This is a genomic window from Aeromonas bivalvium (assembly GCF_000819765.1).
Taxonomy (GTDB): Bacteria; Pseudomonadota; Gammaproteobacteria; order Enterobacterales; family Aeromonadaceae; genus Aeromonas; species Aeromonas bivalvium.
Window position 1 is genome coordinate 141,166 of sequence record NZ_CDBT01000061.1, and the last position, 21,718, is coordinate 162,883.

The window sequence follows — 21,718 nt, forward strand, 5'->3', positions numbered from 1 at the left end:
GAGGAGCAACTATCTAAAATTCTGATCCTCAGACCTGTGTGCGGTCACAGCATAATCGGACAGCGGCAACTCCCTTTACCGCCGCCATCAATCACTCCCCCAACCTCTGTGCCAACCCCGAATACCGTTCGGTCTTTTTCCGCACGGCCTGGGCCAGCAGGGCGCGATCGCCGTAGAGATCGAGTCGCGCCTTGGCGCGGGTGATGCCGGTATAGACCAGCTCGCGGGTCAGCAGCGGGCTGGGGCTGTCGGGCAGCACCAGCACCGTATGGGCAAACTCCGAGCCCTGGGATTTGTGGATGGTCATGGCATAGACCGTCTCGTGAGGCGGCAAGCGGCTGGGCAACAGGGCGCGCAGAGAGCCATCCGGCTGCTCAAACCAGACCTTTAACCGGCCAGTTTCATCGGGCAGGCAGAGCCCCATATCGCCGTTGTAGAGGCCGATGCCGTGGTCGTTGCGCACCACCATCACCGGGCGGCCCGCATACCAGTCGCCGTCGCGGGCAATCAGCCCGGCCCGTGACAGGGCCAGTTCGAGGCGCTCGTTGAGCCCCTCGACGCCGAAGGGGCCGCCGCGCAGAGCGCAGAGGATCTGAAAGCCGTTGAACGCCTTGAACACGGCGGCGGGATCTTCCCCGGCCCGGGCCGCCTTCAGATAGCTGCCATAACCGGCGACCCCCTCTGCAATCAGCTCGTCATAGGCCTCCCCCACCCAGGGGTGCAGGCTGATGTCGGCAAATCCCGCACTCCAGACCGTTTCCACCGCGGCGGCATCACCGCCGTTGCAGGCCCGCGCCAGCTGACCTATGCCCGAATGCTGATCGAAGCGCCAGCTCTTGGAAAGCAAACAGAGGCTGTCGCGCACCGGGGCGCCTGCGGGCAAGCCCTGCAGGCGATAGCCGGTCTGGCGGGAGAGCCAGTCCGCCTGCGCCGGGCTGATGCCCTGCGAGGTAAAGCTGCAGATATCGCCGAGCACGGCCCCCGCCTCCACCGAGGCGAGCTGATCCTTGTCGCCGAGCAGGATGAGGCGGGCGTGGCCGGGCAGCGCGTCCAGCAGGCGCGCCATCATGGGCAGGTCCACCATGGAGGCCTCGTCCACCACCAGCAGGTCCAGATGCAGCGGATTGCCTGCGTGGTGGCGGAACTGGCTGCGCCCGGGGATCACCCCGAGCAGCCGGTGCAAGGTGCCCGCCTCGGTGGGGATGGCTTCCACGACCTCGGGGGGCAGATCCAGGGCCTGGAGGGCTGCGCCGATACTCTCGGTCAGACGCGCCGCCGCCTTGCCGGTGGGGGCCACCAGCCGGATCGCCGGGGCCTTGCCTGCTTGCAGGCCGGTTTCCACCAGAATGGCCAGGAGCTTGGCGACCGTGGTGGTCTTGCCGGTGCCGGGGCCGCCTGAGATCACCGCGAAGGGGCGCGCCGCCGCCGTGGCCGCCGCCAGCTTCTGGCCGTTGCAGCAAAGCGCCTCGGGCACCAATTTATCCAGCGCACTCAGATCGCTCGCCGCCTGGGCGCTCCCCAGCAAGGCCTCGATGGCGGGCCAATCCACCTCGTTCGGGAACACCAGATCCAGGTATTTCTCGACGAAGTGGCGGGCCGAGAAGTCGGGGGCGAGGCGGGCCTTGAGCAGCGCCGCGAACACCAGACCGTAGTCGCGGGCAAAGAGGCGCGACAGGACCGGGGCAATCTCGGGCCATTCGGCGCGTTCGCTCAGGGCGCGCAGGTGGCGGGCCACTCCCAGCTCGAAATCGTGGTAGCGGGTGAGGTAGAGGCGATCGCGCCAGAGCCGCAGGGGCCAACGGGGGGTCTCCCCCTCATGAGCTTCAGAGCCAACCAGCGGACTGGCCGCAAACAGGGCGGGCCAGCTCGCAGGATCCGCGAGATCCGCCAGCAGATCCCGGCTCTGATCCGGATCCAGCCCGAACGGGCGCAGGGATCCCTTCTCGTTACCGGCATGGGCCAGCATTGCCAGCGGCAGGCAGACGTGGCCGCGCCCAAGCTCGTAGCAGGCCAGCGCCGCCCCCAGCACCAGCTCGGGGCCGCCGCCAAGGTCTGCCACCAGTTTGGCAAATTGCAGATCCAGCTGGCGGATACGCCCCCCTAGCGCCAGGGCCTTGAGCCGTTCGATCATCATTGCGCTCTTCATGCTTCTACCCCGTTATCCGAAACGTCTGCGGTGGCGGTCGTCGCCCCCTCGCTAAACAACCGATCCAGTCCCAGCACCAGCTCGCGGCTGGGCCGGGTATGAAACACCCCCCCCTGGGGCATGCCGCGCAGGAACAGATAAAACACGCCGCCAAAGTGCTGGTCGAAGTCGTAGCCCGGCAGGCGCAGGGTCAGCAGCCGATGCAGCGCCAGGGAATAGAGCTGGTATTGCAGATCGTATCTGTGCTCCCTCATTGCAGACTCTAACGCTGCCTGATTGTAATTAGCCGGACTGTTGCCGAGGTGGTTGGATTTGTAGTCGAGCAGATACCAGCGCCCCTGCCACTCGAACACCAGGTCGATAAAGCCCTTGAGCATCCCCTGCACGGTGGCGAAGCCGAGCGGCTTGTTGCCCCGCGACAACGGGTCGTGCTGCTGGCAGAGCGCGGTCAGCGCGCTGGCCGTCACCCGCCCCATGGGCAGGAAGAACTCCAGCTCCACCTGCTTGCGCTCGGGGGCCAGATCCCGCAGCCGCACCGGCTCGCCGCTCTCTGCAAGTAAAGCGGTCTCCAGCGGGGTATCGAGCACAGCCTCCACCTGCTGTTGCAGCACAGGGGCCCAGCTCTCGTCGAAGCCATCCTGGGCCAGCAGGGTGGCGATATGCTGTGCCAGCGGCTCGCCCGCGGCGCTTTGAAAATCGATGGTCTCGAACAGGCTGTGGAGCAGGGTGCCGGGGCGCGCCCCCTTCGGGAAGGTGAAAATGGAGGGGGCTGGCGTCTCCTCTTCCTGCGCAGCGGCAGCCGCCTCGGTCACTACCTCGTCATCGAAGCCGGGGTTCGCCAAGACCCCCTTGCCGTGACCGTGGCCCTGGGCCGCCAGACCCGAATAGGAACTGATCCACCAGTCCCGCTCCAGCCGACCGCTAAAGTGGCGCACCTGGGGCTCGCCCAGCTGCTCCTCCTCTGGCAGCAGCGGGGCCGGGCGGGTGAGCGAGGGCTCACCGACCACCACCCCGGGCAGCGCCTGGGCAAGCTCGGTCAGGGCGGTCGCCAGGGTTTCGGCATCCCCCTCCTCCCCCTTTTGCAGCAGGTAGCCGATGGCGGTGTGGTGCAGATCTGTCTTCTCCGACTTGCCGTTGCCCGAGCGCACCGGCGCCAGCCCGAGCCAGGTGGCGTAGACGCCGCGAGTCAGCGCCACATAGAGCAGCCGCAAGTCTTCGGCGAGGCGCTCCTTGTCCGCTTGTGCCAGAGAATCCTCGGCACCGGTCAGATCGAGAATGGTGCGATTGCCCGCCTCAATCACCTCGTGATAGAGGGGGGTCTCGGCGGTTCTGTGGCTACAGATGAAGGGCAGGAACACCAGGGGGTACTCCAGCCCCTTGGATTTGTGGATGGTGACGATCTGCACCAATTTTCGCTCGGACTCGAGGCGAAGTACCTGCTCCGCATCCTGGCCATTGGGGCGGCTCACCGCCTCCCCCAGCCAGCGCAGCAGGGCATATTCCCCGTCCAGCTCGCTGCTCACCTGTTGCAGCAGCTCGCCGAGATGGAGGAAGTTGGTCAGCCGCCGCTCGCCGTAGGGGCTCGCCAAAAGCGATGCGGCGAGATTGCGCCTGTGCAGCAGGGCCCGCAGCATGGCCAGCACGCCGCGTCTATGCCAGATCTGGCGGTACTCCATAAACTCCTGCACCGCGCTCTCCCAGGCTCGCTCGTCCGAGGCCAGCGCATCGAGCGCCCTGGCGTCCAGATCGAACAGGCCGGTGGCGAGCGCCGCCCTAAGGCTCCTCTCCTCGCTCGGGTTCTGGCAGGCGTGCAAAATCAGCAAAATCTCCCGCGCCTCCACCTGCTCCAGCACGCTCTCGCGATTCGACAGATAAACCGAGGCGATGGCAAGGCGCGCCAGCTCCTGCTGCACCAGCTTGCCCTCACTGCCGGTGCGCACCAGCACGGCGATATCTCCGGCCTTCACCGCCTTGTCACCGATCAGCGCCTTGCCCTCGCGGGCCAGGGTCAGCAGGCGGTGGATCTCGGCGGCGGTGGCGCGGGCCATCTTGCTCTGGTAATCCCCCCGGTTGAAGGTGGGCTGGCCGCTCAGCTGCCAGCAGTGGAGCACGGGCGCGGTGGCGCCATCGAGCAGCAGCGCCTTGCTCTTGCCCTGCGCCTCCACCGGCAGGAAGGGGATATCCGCTTCGTAGATAAAGGGATCCTTGGCTCGCTCGAACAGGCCGTTGACCGCCCCCACCAGGGCGCTGCTTGAGCGCCAGTTGCGCCCGAGGGTGTAGTGGGCGCTCACATTTCGCCGCGCCTGGATGTAGGTAAAGATGTCGGCGCCGCGAAAGCCGTAGATGGCCTGCTTGGGGTCACCGATCATCAGGAGCGCCGTGTCGCTATGGCCGCCGTAAAGCCGGTGGAAGATGCGGTACTGCTGGGGGTCGGTATCCTGAAATTCATCGATCATCGCCACCCGGTAGGTGGCGCGAATGCGATCGCAGAGCCGCTCGCCAAGGCTTGAGCCGAGCGCCCCGTCGAGATCCTTGAGCAAGTCATCGAAGGAGAGCTGATGAGCCTGGCGCTTGCTCGCCTGCATCCGGCTGCGCACCACCTTGGCGGCCCGTTGCAGGATAAGGTCCCGAATACCGGGGCGGCTTTCCAGCAGCTCGTCGATCTGGCTAAACAGCGGCAGGGTCGGCACTGCGCCCCCCTTCTTGAGGTTCTCCTCCAGCACCGTCTGGCCGAAGCGCTCCAGCTCCTTGGGAATGGCGTAGCCACTGCCCTCGTCCTGTGCCCAGTCGCCTATCTTGGCAAGCCAGCCTTCGTAGTTCTTGCCGGTATAGCGGCTTACTTGCCCATCCGTCTGGCGGCGGATCTCGTCCCCTTGCGCCAGCCATTCGCGCTTCACCGCCCCGATGCGGGCCATGGCAGCCTGATGGCGGGCGGCGAGGGTCTCATCCCCCAAGGCCGGGTGTATCTCCAGCTCGCTATTGTCGAGCCAGCCGTTCATCTCCCGCAGCAGGGCGGCGGGGCTAGGCCAGAGCGCGCGCACCGAGCTCGCCAGGGTTTTATCCACCGGATAGAACTCGGCGCGCCAGTAGTCGCTCACCGCCTGCAGCCGAAGCTGGCTGTCGTCGGTCAAAAATTCGGTTTCAAAGAGGGCGCCCGACTCGAAGGCGTTTTGTTTGAGCATCCGCTGGCAGAAGCCATGGATGGTAAAGACCGCCGCCTCGTCCATCTGCCGCTCGGCGGCCAGCAGGCGGCGGGCCGCCAGTTCGTGATCCTCCACCTCGACCAGCAACTGGGCCAGCAAGTCATCCTTGCTCTCACCCCGCATAAAGGCGAGCCGCGCCTCGTGGATGCGACCGCGGATCCGCCCCCGCAGCTCGGCGGTGGCCGCTTCGGTAAAGGTCACCACCAGGATCTCGGTCACCGACAGCGGCCGTTCGTGGGCGCTGGATTGACCCACATCGGCGCCTTCTTCGATGAGCGGGCCGTGCCCCAGCAGCAGGCGCAGGTAGAGGCCGGCGATGGTGTAGGTCTTGCCGGTGCCGGCGGAGGCCTCGATCAGTCGTTCACCATGGAGGGGAAAACGCAATGTATTGAGCGGGTTAGCCATTATTTCAGCTCCTCCAGGGTCTTGAGCAGCGGGGTCAGATGTTCGCGGGCCAGCGCCTGCAACTGCCCCAGCACGGCGTCATCGAGTTCGGGGAAGCAGCGGGCGACATAAGGGTCTTGCCCCTCCCCCGTCACCATGTAGCCGCCGTTGAAGCGGGTGAGGGCCGCCTTGTCGGCCGCCTCCGGCTTGTCGGGATCCTTCTCCATCCCCTTGAGCCAATCCCAGGCGGTATTGGGGAAAAACGGCAGCGGCCGCTTCATCCCCTGGGCCCAGAGCGCCACCAGGGCCGCCAGTTTGGGGCGCGCCTCGTCGGCAGAGAGCTTGGGCAGCCGCAGACTCTGCTTGGCATCGAACAGCAGGGTGTCGCCGGGGGCACGGCTCAGACAGAGACAGAGGTGCTGAACCCAGGCCAGCAGCAGATCCTTGCCGTTGAAGCTGCCGGGTTTGACTACCAGCAAGCGCCCCTTCTGGGTGTCGATCCACCCTTGCAGCTGGCCCTGGGTCAGGGAGATATCGATCTCCACCGCCTGTTTTTCAGCCTCATCAGCCGCAACCCAGGGGCGCAACCTCTCAGCCAGCTTGCCCATCTCGGCATCCAGATCCTCCAGCAGCAGGCTGCCAAACCAGCCTTGGGGCAGCAGGCCGGTGAGCTGCAACCGCTCGCGACGCACGGCACTGTCTCCTTGCGCCAGATGGGCATCGAGCAGCAGCGCTTTCAGCTGATAGTGTTGCAGACCGTCCAGCTCGAACGGCTCGCTGTCCTCGATGTTGGCCTCATTCAACTCAAACCACACCTTGAGGCGGCGGTTGAGGAAATATTTGGTGGGCTGACGGTAGAAGCGCAGCAGCTCCGCCAGCTCCAGCCCCTGCTCCTTGCCCCATTCGGGGGGTAAAGGCAGCTCGCCGCTCTGGAAATTCGCCGCGCCGCGCACCGGATTGAGGGCGGGCAGCCAGTCGGCCCCATAGGTAAAGAGGCGCGAACCCGCCTCTGGATAGAAATAGCTGCGACTGTAGGGGGTGAGCGGGTGCGCCACCATCAGGTGCTGAAGCAGCCGCTGGCCCGAGGTTTCGTCGTCGAGGCTCTCATCCCCCGCCAGCACGAAGCCCTGGCGCACATAGTCGATGAGCTCGGCCAGCAGCACCGAGGGCACCTTGTCGCTGTTGTCCTGGGCGCTGAAGCCCTGATAGCTGATGTAGAGCCCCTGCTGGGCGCTGAGCAGCGCCTCGAGGAAGAGGTAGCGGTCATCATCGCGGCGGGATCTGTCTCCGCGCCGTCCCGCCACCGCCATCAGATCGAACCCCATGGGAGCCAGGGTGCGCGGATAGACGCCGTCGTTCATGCCGAGCAGGCAGACCTGCTTGAAGGGGATGGAGCGCATCGGCATCAGGGTGCAGAAGTTCACCTGACCGGCGAGGAAGCGCTGGCTGGAGCGGGACTCCCCCAGCACGCTGCCGAGGTAATCCTGCAGCAGGTCGGCGGTAATGGGCTGCGCGAAGCGGGCCTCGCCGAGCTGGGTCTGCCAGTCGGTGAGCTGGCTGCGAATGAGCTGGAGCTGGCGTTCTTCCTCCTCGTCTCCCAGATAGAAACGCTCCAGCAGTTCATTGAGGCAGGCGTGCCACTCGGCCAGCGGCTGCGCCTGTTGCAAGCGGGGCAGAAATTCGGCGAGCGAATCGATAAACCAGGCGAGCTTGCCAAGGGCCAGCCCCTGCTGCCCCTCGATCTCGGCATAGGGCAATATGCTGGCCACAGCGCCCTGCTGCCCTGCACCAGGATCGGCGCAGAACGACATGCCCGCCACCGGCTCCCCATCCCCCATGGCAAAGCCCAGCAGCATGCGGCGCAGGCCGAACAGCCAGCTGTTGCCGGACAGGGGCGGCAGATCGAAACGGACGGGGTAGCCGTCGTCCAGCCCCCAGCGGATGCCGGTCTCCTGCACCCAGACCCGCAGCTGGTTGAACTCGTCGTCATCGAGCTCGAAGCGGCGCAGCACGGCGGGCACCTCGAGGATGGCCAGCAGCTCGCCGGCGCCGAGGCGGGCATTGGGCAATTTCAGCAGGGCGAGGAAGCTTTGCAGCAGCGGGCTCTCCTGGCTCGCCGCCCGATCCGAGACCGCGAAGGGGATCTGGCCGCGGGCCCCACTCTTCTCTTTACCAAAGACCGCCTGAATGTAGGGGCCGTAGCTGTTCACGTCCGGCATCATCACCACCACGTCTTTCGGGGTGAGGGAGGGGTCCGCCTCGAACAGCGCCAGCAGGCGATCGTGCAGCACCTCCAGTTCCCGCATCGGGCCGTGGCAGGCGTGGATCTGCAGGGATCCATCCGCCGGACTGATGGGGCTCTTGTGGTGGCTGGCGTCGAGACTGAACTCACCGGCCCCCCGTTCGGCCAGCTCCAGCACATCCTTCTGGATGGCGCGCAGCAGGCTGACGTGGCCCTGCTCGTCCACCTCGTCGATATCGACGAAGGCCTCGATCTGCGGCACCTCCAGCTCCATCAGCTGATGCAGGTAGTCGCGCCCCAGCTTGCCCATGGAGGCGAGCAGCGGGTTGGCGGGCCCTTGCAGGGTCTCGATATCCGTGCCGGGTTTGAGCTTGTTCCCAAGGCGCGCCAGGGTTTTTCTGTCCAGCAGATCCCCCCAGTAGTAGCGGCAGGGGTTGGTGACGAACAGATGCACCTCCACCTCATCACGGCTGCCCAGCGCCAGCAGGGCCTCCACATAGCGGGGCGGCAGGGCCGAGATGCCGAACACGAACACCCGCTGCGGCAGCTTGCCCGGCAGATCCCGGGTACGCGCCAGCTCGTGGATAAACTCCTCGTAGAGGTTGGCTCTGTGGTAGCCGCTGGGTGAGAGCGCCAACGTGCGGGCCACCAGCTCGCGCCACAGCTCGGGCTGCCAATCCTGGCCGCTCACCCCGGCCAGCTCCTGACTCAATCCTTCCCCCTGTTCCCAACGGGCGATCCAGTCAGGCCGATACACCAGATACTGGTCAAAGAGATCCGCTACCTTCTGGCAAAGCTGCCACAGCCGCACTTGCTCGGGATCCCGGGCTGGATCCTCCTCATCCCCACCCAGATAGGCGGCCAGCGGCGCGAAGGCGGGCCTGCCGAGCAGGGCGGGCAAGATGGTCATCAGCTGCCAGCTCATGGAGCCCTTGTTGTAGGGGCTCTGGCGGGGTACGTCCGCCAGCACCTGGGTGAACATCTCCCAGATGAAGCTCGCGGGCAGGGGAAAGTCGATATTGGCGGCGATGCCGAAGGCCTTGGCCAGCTCCAGCTTGAGCCACTGGGCCATGCCGGGACTCTGCACCAGGATCTGCTCGTGCTCGAAGGGGTGGGAGAGGGGCGCCTGCCGGATGCGGCTCACCAGCAGCTCCTTGAGCAGATCCAGCTGATTGGAGTGGTAGAGGGTAAACATGGACGACTCCCGCCAATTTCATGAAGAGGGGTGCGCGCCGGAAAAGGCGAGCCATTTCCGTCACTTCACACGAAATGGGATTGTCGGGGATCGGGGGGGAAGATGCAAAAGGCGCTTGCCGACGCCAGGGGGCTCGTCACAGTACCGACATTCACCTTCTGGCGGGCATAAAAAGGCCGGTGCTGCTGCACCGGCCAAAGGCGTAGGAAAACTTGAACTATCAGGGGATTACCAGCACTTGCCGAGACGGGCATCCAGGCTGAAAGCGCCAGGACCCGCCGCCGCCAGGGCCAGGAAACCACCGGCCACAGACAGGTTCTTCATGAACATCAGCATCTGCATCTGCTCGGCAGGCTGATAGTGGAAGATGAAGGCGGCCATCAGGGTGAAACCGGCCAGCAGCACGGAGAGGCTGCGGGTAAAGAGACCCAGCACTATGGCAAGACCGCCACCCAGCTCCAGCAGGATCACCAGGGGCAGCATGAACCCGGGCACGCCCATGGCCTCCATGTAGCCCTGGGTACCGGCGTAACCGCCGATCTTGCCCCAGCCCGCAATCACGAACATCAGCGCCAGCAAAATACGACCCGCCAGCAGTGCCACATCTTTCATCTTGTCCATCGTCAGATTCCTTTGATTACCCATCTTGGTAATAACAGTGTAAGAGCTAATTGTTAACTCATTCATTTCGCCGTGATTTATCTATCAGGGCAGATCAAACAGCAGGGCTTCGCTCCCCTCGGAGGCGGTGAGCGTCCAGGACGCCTCATCGCGACTGAGCAGACCGTCGCCGGGTCGGGCAGCCAGACCGTTGCCAGTCAGCTCCCCTGAAATCATATGCAGGTAACCATGACGCCCTTGCAATGCCCATTCGAGGGTTTCCCCTTCGGCAAGCTGCAGTCGCCAGATGCGGGCCTGCTGGCGGATCCTGAAGGATCCTGCCTCCCCATCCGGTGACGCGACCAGCGTCAGCCCGGGCTGGGTGGCTATCTTCTTCTGCTGATAACCCGGGGTAGTGCCGACTTCGTTCGGCTCTATCCAGATCTGCAACAGGGAGAGGGGCTCGGTCTGCGAGGGGTTGTACTCGCTGTGCCGGATGCCGGACCCTGCGCTCATCAGCTGGAAATCCCCCGCCGGGATCTGCTCGGCATGGCCGAGGCTGTCCCTGTGCTCTATGGTGCCGCTCAGCACGCAGGTGAGGATCTCCATGTTGGCATGAGGGTGGGTAGCGAAGCCGCCACCCGGCGACACCAGATCCTGGTTGATGACCCGCAGGACAGAGTGCCCCATCCAGTCCGGGTCATAGTAGTGACCGAACGAGAAGCTGTGGCGTGCATCCAGCCAGCCGAAGTTGGCATGACCCCGTTCAGCTGCGGCTCTCAATTTCATCATGGTGTGCTCCTCCAATACCTGTAAACGGTTGATTAACGCTGGCGACCGTCACCCAGACCGAACGGGATGCGGTAGTCGCTGCTTTGATCCCCCAGGCTCACCGTCAGGTTGCCCTGGGTGCGGCTCGGGATCTTGACCTGCTGGGTGCCCATCAGGCTGGCGTGAACCGATGCCAGCAGATCGCCGGATTCGTCGCGCACCTCCAGCATGGGGTTGGCCTTGCCATCGATGGCGGCGCTGGCCTGCCAGTTCACGAACAGCACGCCCGGAGTGGCGGTGAAGTCGGCGGGAACGGAAGCCTGGGCAACACCTGCGGTCATCAGGCCTGCAACGGCCAGCATCTTGATTAGGTTTTTCATGTTCGTTTCTCTCTTGATGAGTTATGTCATTGATAGGCCACCGGGCCTGGTCCAATGCATCCTTGCGAGAGACTATTCAAATATTATGTTGTTCTTTCGCCGACGTCTGACAGGGTGATTTACGATGTCACAGCCAGGAACTACGGTTTATTTGGCCGCCTGGCCTTCCTGCCTAAGCGTTGATTGAATATTAAAGGGGCTTGCCCTAACTTGTTAGCGAGTTAATCTGGCGAACATGTTCAAAAAAATTGAAGGCGAACCATGAGCAAAGAACGCGCACTGACCCTGGAGGCGATCCGGGTACTGGATGCCATAGAGAGGCGGGGCAGCTTCGCCGCCGCCGCCGACGAGCTGGGCAAGGTGCCCTCGGCGCTCAGCTACACGGTGCAGAAGCTGGAAGACGAACTGGACGCCATGCTGTTTGACCGCAGCGGCCACAGAACCAAATTCACCCCGGCCGGGCGCATGCTGCTGGAGCAGGGTCGGCTGCTGCTGGCGGCGGCCGAGCATCTGGTGGGGGAGACCCGGGCCCTGGCCCGGGGCTGGGAGACCGACATCACCATCGCCGTCGATGCCCTGGTGCCGTTGCAGGCCCTCTATCCCCTGGTGGAGCGGCTGGCCGAGCTGACGGATACCCGGCTGCGGCTGCGGGCCGAGGTGCTGGCGGGCAGCTGGGAGTGTCTGGAGGATGGCCGCGCCGACCTGCTCATCTCAGCCCTCAACCCCGACATCATGATGACGGGCATCAAGCACCAGATACTGCAAGAGGAGGTGATGCTCTATGTCGCTCACCCGGATCACCCCTTGCACCTGGAGCCCGAGCCCCTGGCGGACGAGACATTGCGCCGCTACCGCGCCATCGCCATCGCCGACACGGCACTGCGCAAGCCGGTGCTCACCTATCGTCTGCTGGACAAGCAGCCCCGTCTGACCGTCAGCACCATGGGGGAGAAGCGCGATGCCCTGCTGGCGGGCATTGGCGTCGGCACCATGCCCCTGAGCTGGATAGAAGAGGACATCAAGGCGGGGCGACTCAAGGTGATCGGCCCCGAATATCGCCATCAGGTGCAGGTCGTGCTGGCGTGGCGGCGAGACACCATGGGCAAGGCCAAGAGCTGGCTGGTGCGGGAGATCCCCAAGCTGTTTGCGGGCACACCCCCGGGGGCGGCTTGACGCGGGGCGCGAATTAAGGGAAAAGAAAAAAGCGGAGCCCTGTCGGGATCCGCTCAATTTGCCAGGAAAGAATAAAAACCTTTCGGTTTAAAAAAACCCTTAAATTGGAAGCAAACAATCGATTTCGCAACCAGGAAAGTCTCGAATTCGACGTGTTCGATTATGCGTGAACCAATGTTCCTCGCCAGCACTAAGTTGCAGGGTTGAAGGATGTGCACCATCCGGTGTCAATTTCTGCAACCATTGCACCAAACTGGTCTGATCATCCCGCCTATTTCGGCCCCTTGCTTCCTCCTGCTTTTTTAAAGTGTCAAAATCTGAGCCCGAACCATGGAAAAAGTACTCTTTTTAGCGGTTCGCACTATGCACATAAAGGAATGACGCATGACCTACAGCCAGACCCTGGCCACCCATATTCTCGACACCCTGAAGAAGACCCTGACCGACAAGGGGATCCGCTATCAGACCCTGGCGGAGGCCATGGGGGTCTCCATCGCCACCATCAAGCGGATGATGAACAAGCCCTCACTGCCGTTCGATACCCTGCTGGAGATCTGCCATCTGGTGGGGCTCTCGTTCGAGGAGCTGCTGGATCGAACCCAGGAGGCCCAGAGCCGCCGCGCCGTCTTCACCCGGGAGCAGGATGAGGCGTTTCACCAGGAGCCCGGGCTCTACGCCTTCCTCGCCAACATCTTCTGGCGCGACAAGACCCTGATCGATCTGAAGCGGGAGTACGGCCTGACCGACGCCTCCTGCTACCTCTATCTGCGCAAGCTGGAGAAGCTCGGCATATTGCAACTCGGCATCGACAACAGCTTCCACTTCCTCATCAGCGAGCGCATCAGCTTCGAGCAGCACAGCCGCTTCGCTCGCCAGCAGGCGCGCCAGGCCATGTCGGTGCTGGGGGACTATCTGGTGGAGAACATGCACAAGTCCAACAACTACATGGCGCTGTGCCAGCTCCATCTGGGCGAGGGAGAGGCCATGGCGCTGATCGAGCGCATGAAGGAGTACTGGCATCAGGAGCTCAAGCTCAATCGCCCCGCCATCGGCCAGCGGGAGGACACCAAGACCTACACCATGTCCCTGCAACTGGCGGACTGCGGCTACCAGAGCTTCGACGACCTCATCCCCAACATAGATGGCTGAAGGGGCGCCAGCTCCTGGGGGCGGGTATCCAGGCAGATGCGGATGGCGTCATGGCGCCAGTGCTCTATGTCGCAGTCGATGAGCCCGCCCCCCTCGTCATAATTGACCCGCACCAGCCGCAGTACCGGGCTGCCCTGGGCCAGGTTGAGCACGCTGGCCACCTCGCCACGGGCCGCCACCGGCGTCATCTCCAGCCGGGCGCCCCCCTGCCCTATGCCGTATTCATTGAGATAGAGCTCGGTGAGCGACCCCGCCAGGGGCTGCTCCTCGATCCAGGGAAAGCGGCTCGCCAGCAGGTGATGACTGACATGCAGCACGGGGCGGCCGTCGATCAGCCGCTGGCGCCGGATCTGGTAGAGGGGGGTGAAGGGGTCTATGTCCATCCAGCGACACAGCTCGCTGCTGGCCAGCTCGCCGCCCTGGCCTAGGAGCCGGGTCTCGGCGCTGCGCTGCTGCTCGGCGATCCATTGGTGGAAGTGGGTATGGCGGGCGGGATCATAGATCAGCCTGGGGGGCGCCACGAACCAGCCGCGCCGCTCGGCCCGGTAGATGAGCCCTTCCGCCTCCAGGGCCGAGAGCGCCTCCTTGACCGTGATCCGGGTGGTGGCGAATCGCTCGCTCAGGGCCCGCTCGGCGGGCAGCTGCTGCCCCGCCGCCAGCTGGCCGCTGTCGATATAGCTGTGCAGTGTCTGACGTATCTGTTCACTCTTGGAGAGGGGTCTGCTCACGCGCCTGTCCTGGCATAGTCCAGTGGATCGAATGCCATGCTTATATCCCGCCCAGATGAAACTGCCATGACAGCGGCCCAGGCAAGAAGATGTCATCCAATCGCCATAAAACCGCCCCGCCACCGTCATATTTCCCCTCTAGCATCCCTCTCGAACCTTAACTGACCTAGTCCAGAGGGATGGGATGATGAAAAGCGTGATCGCAAGTGCACTGGCCCTGGTGGCCATCAGTCAGCCGCTCTATGCAGCCGAGAACATCGCGGATCTGGAAAAAGCCGCCCGCGGCGAAGGCCAGCTCCACAGCGTCGGCATGCCCGACAGCTGGGCCAACTGGAAGGATACCTGGCAGCAGCTCGGCAGCATCTACGGCATCAAGCATCAGGATACCGACATGAGCTCCGCCCAGGAGATCGCCAAGTTTGCCGCCGAGAAGAGCAACGCCACCGCCGACATCGGCGACGTGGGCGGCGCCTTCGGCCCGGTCGCGGTCAAGCAGGGGGTCACCCAGCCCTACAAGCCCTCCACCTGGGCCGACATTCCCAACTGGGCCAAGGATGCGGACGGCCACTGGATGCTGGCCTATACCGGCACCATCGCCTTCCTGATCAACAAGGATCTGGTCAAGGCCGCCCCCACCAGCTGGCAATCCCTGCTCGGCGGTGACTACAAGGTGACCCTGGGTGACGTGGGCGTCGCTTCCCAGGCCAACAACGGCGTGCTGGCGGCGGCCTATGCCACCGGCGGCAGCGAGAAGGATCTGAAACCCGCGCTGGATCTGTTCGGCAAGCTGGCCAAGCAGGGTCGCCTGTCCCTGAACGACCCCACCATCGCCAACATCGAGAAGGGCGAGGTGGAAGTGGGTGTGCTGTGGGACTTCAACGCCCTGAACTACCGCGACCAGATCGACCCCAAGAAGTTTGATGTGGTGATCCCGAGCGACGGCTCCGTCATCGCCGGCTACACCACCATCATCAACAAGTGGGCCAAGAACCCCAACGCCGCCAAGCTGGCGCGGGAATACATCCTCTCCGACGCCGGCCAGATCAACCTGGCGCGCGGCTACGCCCGCCCCATCCGCAGCAACGTGACCCTGCCGGACGACGTCAAGGCCAAGCTGCTGCCGGCCGAGCAGTACGCCAATGCCAAGCCGGTGCAGGATCACGCCGCCTGGGAGCAGAGCTCAAAGGCCCTGCCGCGCCAGTGGCAGGAAAATGTCATGATCAACATGCAGTAAGGAGCGGCCAGTGCAACACAAGGTGATAGTGGTACTTGTGGATGGCCTGGCAGCAGAGGTAGCCCATTGCATGGGCTACCTCTGTGGCATGGTGGAGGCAGAGCGCGGCCTGCATACGACCCTGAGTGCTGCCCTGCCCTCCCTCTCCCGCCCCCTCTACGAGTGCATCCTGACCGGCGTGCCGCCGGTGGCAAGCGGCATCACCCACAACGGCGTGAATCGCCTGAGCCGGCATGACTCTATCTTCCATCTGGCCCGCGCCGCGGGTAAACGCACCGCAGCCGCGGCCTACCATTGGGTGAGCGAGCTCTACAACCAGAGTCCCTGGCTGGCGGCCCGGGATCGCTTCACTCACGATGAGCAGTTGCCCATCCAGCACGGCTGCTTCTACTGGGATGACGGCTACCCCGACAGCCATCTGCTGATGGACGGCGAGTGGCTGCGCAGCCAATACGATCCCGATTTTCTGCTGATCCACCCCATGGGAGTGGATGACGCCGGCCATAAGTTTGGCCTGGATTCACGCCAGTACCGCAATCAGGCGCGCCGCATGGACAGTCTGCTGGCCGACCTGCTGCCCCAGTGGCTGGCACAGGGGTATCAGGTGGTGATCACCTCGGATCACGGCATGAACAAGGATCTCAGCCACGGCGGTACCCTGGCCGAGGAGCGCACAGTGCCGCTCTGGCTCTTTGGCGATGCATTTGTCGAGCACTGGCCGGATGGCGCCCAGATCCACCAGACCCAGCTCTGCGCCCTGATGGCCGACCTGCTGGGGGTGCCCCATGACAAGCCGAGCGGCCCGCCGCTGCTCAAGGCGACCTTTATGCGCGAGGTGCACCCATGATGCCCGCCACCACCGAGACCCTGACGGATCAACCCGCCATTACCCGGCGCCGACTGCGCCGTCACTGGCTGCCAGCCCTGGTGCTGCTGCCCTTTGTCCTCTTGATGATCCTGTTCCAGCTCGCCCCCATGGTGTGGGTGCTGGTGGGCAGCGTCCAGACCCCGGACGGCTGGGGCCTCGACTACTACCGGGAGATTTTGAGCTCCCCCTTCTACCTGCAATCCTTCGGCAACTCCCTGCGCATCGCCGGTATCGCCAGTCTGGCGGGCCTCGCCATCGGCACGCTCGGGGCGGCGGCGCTACGCCACAGCGGCGAGCGGGTCAAGCGGGTGCTGCTGGCCTTCGTCACCATGACAGGCAACTTCAGCGGGGTGCCGCTGGCGTTTGCCTTCATCATCATTCTCGGCATCAATGGCGCTGTGACCCTGCTGCTGAAATCCTGGGGCCTCATCGACGGCTTCAACCTCTACTCGGGGTCGGGCCTTATCCTCATCTACACCTACTTCCAGATCCCCCTTGCCCTGCTGCTGCTCTACCCGGCGTTCGATGCGTTGCAGGATGAGTGGCCCCAGGCTGCGGCGCTGCTCGGCGCGAGCAAGGGGCAGTATGTGTGGCACGTGGCGCTGCCGGTGCTCACTCCCGCCCTGCTTGGCACCCTGATCATCCTGTTTGCCAATGCTGTGGGGGCCTATGCCTCCGCCTATGCCCTCACCACGGGCAACTTCAACCTGGTGACCATCAGGGTGGCGAGCCTGGTCTCCGGCGACATCTTCCTCGAGCCCAACCTGGCGGCGGCGCTGGCGGTGATCCTGATGGTGCTGCTGGGGGTGGTGACGGCCGCCAACCAGTGGCTGCTGAAGAAGAGCTATGTGAACAAGGGGCAATCCCATGCATGATTTGACGCCGCGCTGGCCCAAGTGGGTGCTGGGGGCCCTGGTGGCCACCCTGCTGCTGCCGCTGCTGGCTACCTTTCTCTACTCCATCTCCACCCGCTGGGGGGCGACCCTGCTGCCGGACGGCTTCACCCTCGACTGGTATCTCAAGCTCTGGGGCGACCCGCGCTTTCTGGCGGCCTTTGGCCGAAGCCTGCTGGTCTGCTTCGCCACCCTGCTGCTGGGCACGCTAGTGCTGGTGCCCACCGTGCTGGTGGTGGCCTACTACTTCCCCAGGCTGGATCCCTGGATGAACCTGCTGATCCTGCTCCCCTTCGCGGTGCCGCCCGTGGTCTCCTCTGTGGGGTTGCTTCAGATCTACGCCGACGGCGTCCTGCCCATCATAGGCACCCCGTGGATCCTGATCGGCACCTGGTTCACCGTGGTGCTCCCCTTCATGTACCGGGCGCTGGCCAACAGCCTGCAGGGGGTACCGCTCAAGGATCTGATGGATGCCGCCCACCTGCTGGGGGCCAGCAGTGCCCGCGCCTTCCTGCTGGTGGTGATCCCCTGCCTGCGTAAGGGGCTGCTGGCGGCGCTGTTTCTCTCCCTCTCCTTCCTGCTCGGCGAGTTCGTGTTTGCCAACATGCTGGTGGGCACCCGCTACGAGACCCTGCAGGTCTACCTCTACAACATGAGGTCCACCTCGGGCCACTTCACCAGCGCCCTGGTGATGAGCTACTTCCTGCTGACCCTGCTGCTCACCTGGGCGGCCAACAGATTTCATCGGTGATCCAAGATGTTTCATTTAGAAGTCAATCAGTTGCACAAATCCTACGGCGACACCCGGGTGTTCGAGGGGATCGAGTTCGGCATCCGCAAGGGGGAGCTGGTGACCCTGCTCGGCCCCTCCGGCTGCGGCAAGTCCACCCTGCTGCGGGCCCTGGCCGGGCTCACTCCGGTGGATGGTGGTCAGGTGCGGGTGGCCGGGGAAGATATCACCTGGCAGGCGCCCCAGAAGCGGGGCATCGGCATGGTGTTCCAGAGCTATGCACTGTTTCCCAACATGACGGTGTGGGACAACGTCGCCTTCGGCCTCAAGATGAAGCCCCAGCCGGGTCGCGAGCTCGCCGCCAGCGTGAAAGAGGCGCTGGCGCTGGTGGAGCTGACCGGCTTCGAGCGCCGCTATCCAAGCGAGCTCTCCGGCGGCCAGCGCCAGCGGGTGGCCTTGGCCCGCGCCCTGGTGGTGCAACCGCGGATCCTCTTGCTGGACGAGCCCCTCTCGGCGCTGGATGCCCGCATCCGCCGCAGCCTGCGCCAGCAGATCCGCGAGATCCAGCAGCGTCTCGAGCTCACCACCATCTTTGTGACCCACGATCAGGAGGAGGCGCTCACCCTGTCGGACAGGATTTTCCTGATGAACAAGGGATCCATCGTCCAGAGCGGCACGCCGGAGCAGATCTACACCCGTCCCGCCAGCGAGTTTGTGGCGGGCTTTATCGGCAACTACAACCTGCTGGGCGCCGAGCAGGGCAAGTCCCTGTTCGGCCCCCGTTTTCAGGGCAAGCTGGCGCTGCGGCCGGAGTCCATCACCCTGTTGCCCGCCGGGGCGACCGGCAGCGAACCCAGCCTGCCCGGCATCGTTCGCCACCAGCAGTTGCTCGGCAACGTCATCCGCTACCAGGTGGAGTGCGAGGCGGGGCTGTTGACGGTGGATTGCCTCAACCGCTCGGCCGATGACCTCCTGCCGGTGGGCCGTGCCGTGACCCTGGCGGTGGCCCGGGATCAACTCTGTGAGGTAGCATGACGCCTCGTTTCATTTTCGTTGCGACCGCAAGGAGCCCTCATGGCACTGGCACTGTTTGATCTGGACGACACCCTGATATCCGGGGATAGTGCCAGCCTCTGGCTGGAGTACATGGTGGCCGGGGAGCTGGCCCCGGCGGGCATGGTGGCCGAGGAGCAGGCCATGATGTCCCTCTACCACCAGGGCAAGATGGACATGCACCAGTACATGGCCTTCACCCTGCAGCCCCTGGCGGGCAGGTCGCGCCAGTGGCTGGAGCAGCAGTGCCATCACTTCGCCGAGCAGGTGCTGCGCGAGCGCCTCTACCCCGAGGGGCTGGCCCGCATCGAGTGGCACCGCCAGCGGGGGGACGAGCTGGTGCTCATCTCCGCCTCCGGCGAACACCTGGTGACCCCCATGGCCAGGATGCTGGGGATGGATCACTGCGTTGCCATCCTGCTCGACGAGGAAGCCGGCAGGCTGACCGGTCAGACCCGGGGCACCCTGAGTTTTAGGGAGGGCAAGGTGGCCCGCATCAACCAGCTCTTTGCCGGCAGGGACAACCTCTGGCAGGGGAGCTTTGGCTACAGCGACTCCCACAACGATCTGCCCATGCTGCGGGCGGTGAGCCACCCGCACGGGGTCAATCCGGCCCCCGCGCTGCGCCAGCAGGCCGAGGCGCTGGGCTGGCCCATCCTCGACTGGCAACGGGCCGAGGTGCGAGCTCGGTAGTGACCGCCCGCATCAGATCACACGACACCAGGGAGGCCTGGCCTCCCTGGTGTCGTGTCAGGCTCTGCATCACACCTGGCGCAGCAAGGGTTCCGGCGGTGTCTCCCCCGCCTGATAGCAGCGGTTCTTGCCCGCCCGCTTGGCGCGATAGACCTCGGCGTCCGCCGCCATGATCAGCCCCATGGCGTCCCTGGCCTGAGTGCTCGCCACCAGGCCACCACTCAGGGTGACCCTCAGCCCGGGCTCGCGCCACACCAGGGCGGCGACCCGCTCGCGAAACTCGTCCAGCAGGGCGAAGATCATGGCCTGATCATCCCCGGTGAGCAGGGCCACCAGCTCCTCGCCACCATAGCGGCAGACCCAGCCGCGCTCGCCCAGCTGTTCCCTGGCGAGGGTCGCTACCCGCTTGAGCACCATGTCTCCGCTGTGATGGCCAAAGGTGTCATTGACCGCCTTGAAATCATCGAGGTCGAACATGGCGAGGAAGAAAGGCTCACCCGCCTCCAGCAAGCCGGTCAGCCTGTCGTCGAAGAAGCGGCGATTGTAGAGGCCGGTCAGCTTGTCCTGATTGGCCAGCTGGCGCACCTCGTGCAGATCCTGGCTGGCGGCGGCCAGCTCGGCATAGACCTGCTTGAGCTCCCGTATCCCCCCCACACGGGCCGCCATGGGATCCTGGCGACTGTGGCGGATCATCAGGGCTACCTCGTTGAGCACTCTCCTGAAATAACGCGTCCAGACCAGGGCCAGCACCAGATAGAGGACGCACGCCAGTCCCACCATCAGCTGCACATTGAACGACGCCCTGGACACCGTCTCGATCAGGCTGGCGGCAGGCTTGACGCTGAGCAGCAGCCAGCCCTGCTCGGGCAGATGGCTGTAGGCGACGAACTGGCCCTTGCCCTCGTCGAGGAAGAGCCCCTTGTCATCCCGGGCCCGCTTGAGCCAGCCAGGATGGGCCATCACCTTGAACAGCTGCTCGGGATCTGGATGGGCCAGCTGACGACCGGCGCCATTGACGATGCTCTGATAACCATCTTCTCCCGGCCGGTTGAGCAGGGCGGAGAGGGGCTGGAGTCTGGCATCGACGGCGAACACCCCCAGCGGCTTGCCCTCCTGATCGATGAGCATCTTTGCCATGGAGATCAAGAGATTACCACTGGTGTAATCGTAATAGGGCTCTGTCCAGACCAGGCTGCCGGGTTGGGAGAAGGCCAGCTGATACCAGGGGCGCGTCCTGGGATCGAAGGCCGGATTGAGTTCCTTGATGGGGTAGGCCAGCACCTGGCGTCGCTCCGTGCCCAGGTAGATGGCCACCAGATCCGGCGCCAGCGCCTTGTAGAGTCGCCAGTCATGGAGATAGCGCCCGGTATGGGCCAGTTCGCTGCCCGCCAGATCCTCGGCCTTCACTTGGCCATAGATCAGGGTAAACTGTCGCTCCAGTTGCGCCAGATAGGGTTCGACCAGGCTCTCGCGCAGCTGATCATTGTTGGCCCCCAGACGTTGCTCCAGCGCCTCTTGCAGGCTGCGAGACATGTGCAGATAGTAGATGCCCCCCAGCATCAGCACCGGCATGAACAAGAGCACCAGCCCCAACCGCATGCGGCTGGTCAGGGACCAGTAGGATTTGGCCTTCGGATATTTGCTCACGAATGGCTCCGTATTGCAGGGACGCTTGACGCAGATTAACAGCCCGTCCGTGCGGCGTCCAAAAGGAAGAATGATGCTCGTTGCCCCACCGCAAGGTCGCCCATGCTGACCCAGGATCCTTGGATATCCGTGCACTTTTGCGCCCTCGTCATGCTGACCGGCGCCCTCACCTCCGAATATTTCCTGTTCCGGCGCGGCATGTCCATCGAACAGGTGCGCAAGCTGCTTATCGCCGATGGTCTGGCGGCGCTGGCCCTGCTGTTGCTGTTTCTCAGCGGCATGATGCGGCTCTATGACAGCCCCCAGGGCCCGGCCGCGCTGTTGCAGCTGCCGAGCTATCGGCTCAAGTTGCTGCTCTTCCTGCTGATGGCCCTGAGCTTTGGCTACCCGAGCCGCCTCTTCTACCGCTGGCGTCGTTCCCTGCGCCGGGGCCGACCTCCCATGGTCTCGACCCAGCAGCAGCTGTGGGTGATCTGGATCCTGCGCATCGACCTGTTGCTGCTGATGCTGATCCCCCTGCTGGCCCACACCTCCCTCCCCTGATCCGGCGCTCGGCAGCCAAGACAAAGCCCATCACAGGCGGTATGGTGGGGAGGGTGTCTCAACTTTTTGATTTCAGGGATGAAACC

General features: G+C 64.3%; 17 protein-coding genes. 9 read left to right on the forward strand and 8 right to left on the reverse strand.

The features are described from left to right. Nucleotides 1-91: 91 nt before the first annotated feature. The 6 genes from recD to BN1119_RS17760 all read right to left on the reverse strand — a co-directional run bounded on the left by recD (nt 92) and on the right by BN1119_RS17760 (nt 10,921). Entirely contained in the window at nt 92-2,146 is a 2,055-nt protein-coding gene (gene recD / locus BN1119_RS17735) for an exodeoxyribonuclease V subunit alpha (protein WP_042001239.1), read from the reverse strand. Beyond that, complete coding sequence (gene recB / locus BN1119_RS17740; RefSeq protein WP_042001242.1) at nt 2,143-5,754, reverse strand: exodeoxyribonuclease V subunit beta; 3,612 nt, start codon at nt 5,752-5,754, stop codon at nt 2,143-2,145. Before recB ends, recD begins: the two co-directional genes overlap by 4 nt. Beyond that, nucleotides 5,754-9,170, reverse strand: a complete 3,417-nt coding sequence (recC, locus tag BN1119_RS17745) for an exodeoxyribonuclease V subunit gamma (RefSeq protein ID WP_042001245.1) — start codon at nt 9,168-9,170, stop codon at nt 5,754-5,756. The genes recB and recC overlap by 1 nt, the downstream gene beginning before the upstream one ends. Before the next feature lie 228 nt (nt 9,171-9,398). Continuing rightward, nucleotides 9,399-9,791, reverse strand: coding sequence for a DoxX family protein (locus BN1119_RS17750; RefSeq protein ID WP_042001247.1), 393 nt, complete (start codon nt 9,789-9,791; stop codon nt 9,399-9,401). An 84-nt stretch (nt 9,792-9,875) separates the two neighbouring features. After that, nucleotides 9,876-10,562, reverse strand: coding sequence for a pirin family protein (locus BN1119_RS17755; RefSeq protein WP_025328577.1), 687 nt, complete (start codon nt 10,560-10,562; stop codon nt 9,876-9,878). Nucleotides 10,563-10,594: 32 nt separating this feature from the next. Continuing rightward, complete coding sequence (locus BN1119_RS17760) at nt 10,595-10,921, reverse strand: hypothetical protein (RefSeq protein WP_042001255.1); 327 nt, start codon at nt 10,919-10,921, stop codon at nt 10,595-10,597. Between the two features lie 261 nt (nt 10,922-11,182). Here BN1119_RS17760 and BN1119_RS17765 point away from each other — a divergent pair, with 261 nt between their 5' ends. Together BN1119_RS17765 and BN1119_RS17770 are read left to right on the forward strand one after the other, a co-directional pair. Next, on the forward strand, nt 11,183-12,094 hold the full coding sequence (locus BN1119_RS17765) for a LysR family transcriptional regulator (RefSeq protein WP_042001258.1): 912 nt from the start codon (nt 11,183-11,185) through the stop codon (nt 12,092-12,094). Between the two features lie 384 nt (nt 12,095-12,478). Then, nucleotides 12,479-13,243: a helix-turn-helix domain-containing protein gene (locus BN1119_RS17770; RefSeq protein ID WP_042001261.1), complete on the forward strand. Its 765-nt coding sequence runs from the start codon at nt 12,479-12,481 to the stop codon at nt 13,241-13,243. Here BN1119_RS17770 and BN1119_RS17775 read toward each other — a convergent pair. Next, nucleotides 13,201-13,971, reverse strand: a complete 771-nt coding sequence (locus BN1119_RS17775) for a UTRA domain-containing protein (RefSeq protein ID WP_042001264.1) — start codon at nt 13,969-13,971, stop codon at nt 13,201-13,203. The genes BN1119_RS17770 and BN1119_RS17775 overlap by 43 nt on opposite strands. A gap of 187 nt (nt 13,972-14,158) precedes the next feature. Between BN1119_RS17775 and BN1119_RS17780 the strand changes: the two genes are divergently transcribed. From BN1119_RS17780 to BN1119_RS17805, 6 genes are read left to right on the forward strand one after another with little or no spacing between them, the layout of a single operon-like run. Next, nucleotides 14,159-15,205 carry an ABC transporter substrate-binding protein gene (locus BN1119_RS17780; RefSeq protein WP_042001267.1) on the forward strand — a complete coding sequence of 349 codons (1,047 nt, stop codon included), beginning with the start codon at nt 14,159-14,161 and terminating at the stop codon, nt 15,203-15,205. Between the two features lie 10 nt (nt 15,206-15,215). Next, the gene (locus BN1119_RS17785; protein ID WP_042001270.1) at nt 15,216-16,052 is read left to right on the forward strand and encodes an alkaline phosphatase family protein; all 837 of its coding nucleotides are present in this window, start codon (nt 15,216-15,218) and stop codon (nt 16,050-16,052) included. Further along, a complete protein-coding gene (locus BN1119_RS17790; protein WP_042001273.1) occupies nt 16,049-16,948 on the forward strand; it encodes an ABC transporter permease in 900 nt (299 codons plus the stop codon). Before BN1119_RS17785 ends, BN1119_RS17790 begins: the two co-directional genes overlap by 4 nt. Further along, nucleotides 16,941-17,717, forward strand: a complete 777-nt coding sequence (locus tag BN1119_RS17795) for an ABC transporter permease (RefSeq protein ID WP_042001276.1) — start codon at nt 16,941-16,943, stop codon at nt 17,715-17,717. Before BN1119_RS17790 ends, BN1119_RS17795 begins: the two co-directional genes overlap by 8 nt. Before the next feature lie 6 nt (nt 17,718-17,723). Then, complete coding sequence (locus BN1119_RS17800; protein WP_042001279.1) at nt 17,724-18,731, forward strand: ABC transporter ATP-binding protein; 1,008 nt, start codon at nt 17,724-17,726, stop codon at nt 18,729-18,731. Nucleotides 18,732-18,770: 39 nt separating this feature from the next. Continuing rightward, nucleotides 18,771-19,442: an HAD family hydrolase gene (locus tag BN1119_RS17805; protein WP_042001282.1), complete on the forward strand. Its 672-nt coding sequence runs from the start codon at nt 18,771-18,773 to the stop codon at nt 19,440-19,442. A 69-nt stretch (nt 19,443-19,511) separates the two neighbouring features. On the opposite strand, the gene BN1119_RS17810 is transcribed toward BN1119_RS17805, so the two are convergent. Beyond that, nucleotides 19,512-21,089, reverse strand: a complete 1,578-nt coding sequence (locus BN1119_RS17810; RefSeq protein WP_052448086.1) for a sensor domain-containing diguanylate cyclase — start codon at nt 21,087-21,089, stop codon at nt 19,512-19,514. A 102-nt stretch (nt 21,090-21,191) separates the two neighbouring features. On the opposite strand from BN1119_RS17810, the gene BN1119_RS17815 reads away from it, so the two are divergent. Further along, a complete protein-coding gene (locus BN1119_RS17815; protein ID WP_042001286.1) occupies nt 21,192-21,632 on the forward strand; it encodes a DUF2214 family protein in 441 nt (146 codons plus the stop codon). Nucleotides 21,633-21,718 lie beyond the last annotated feature (86 nt).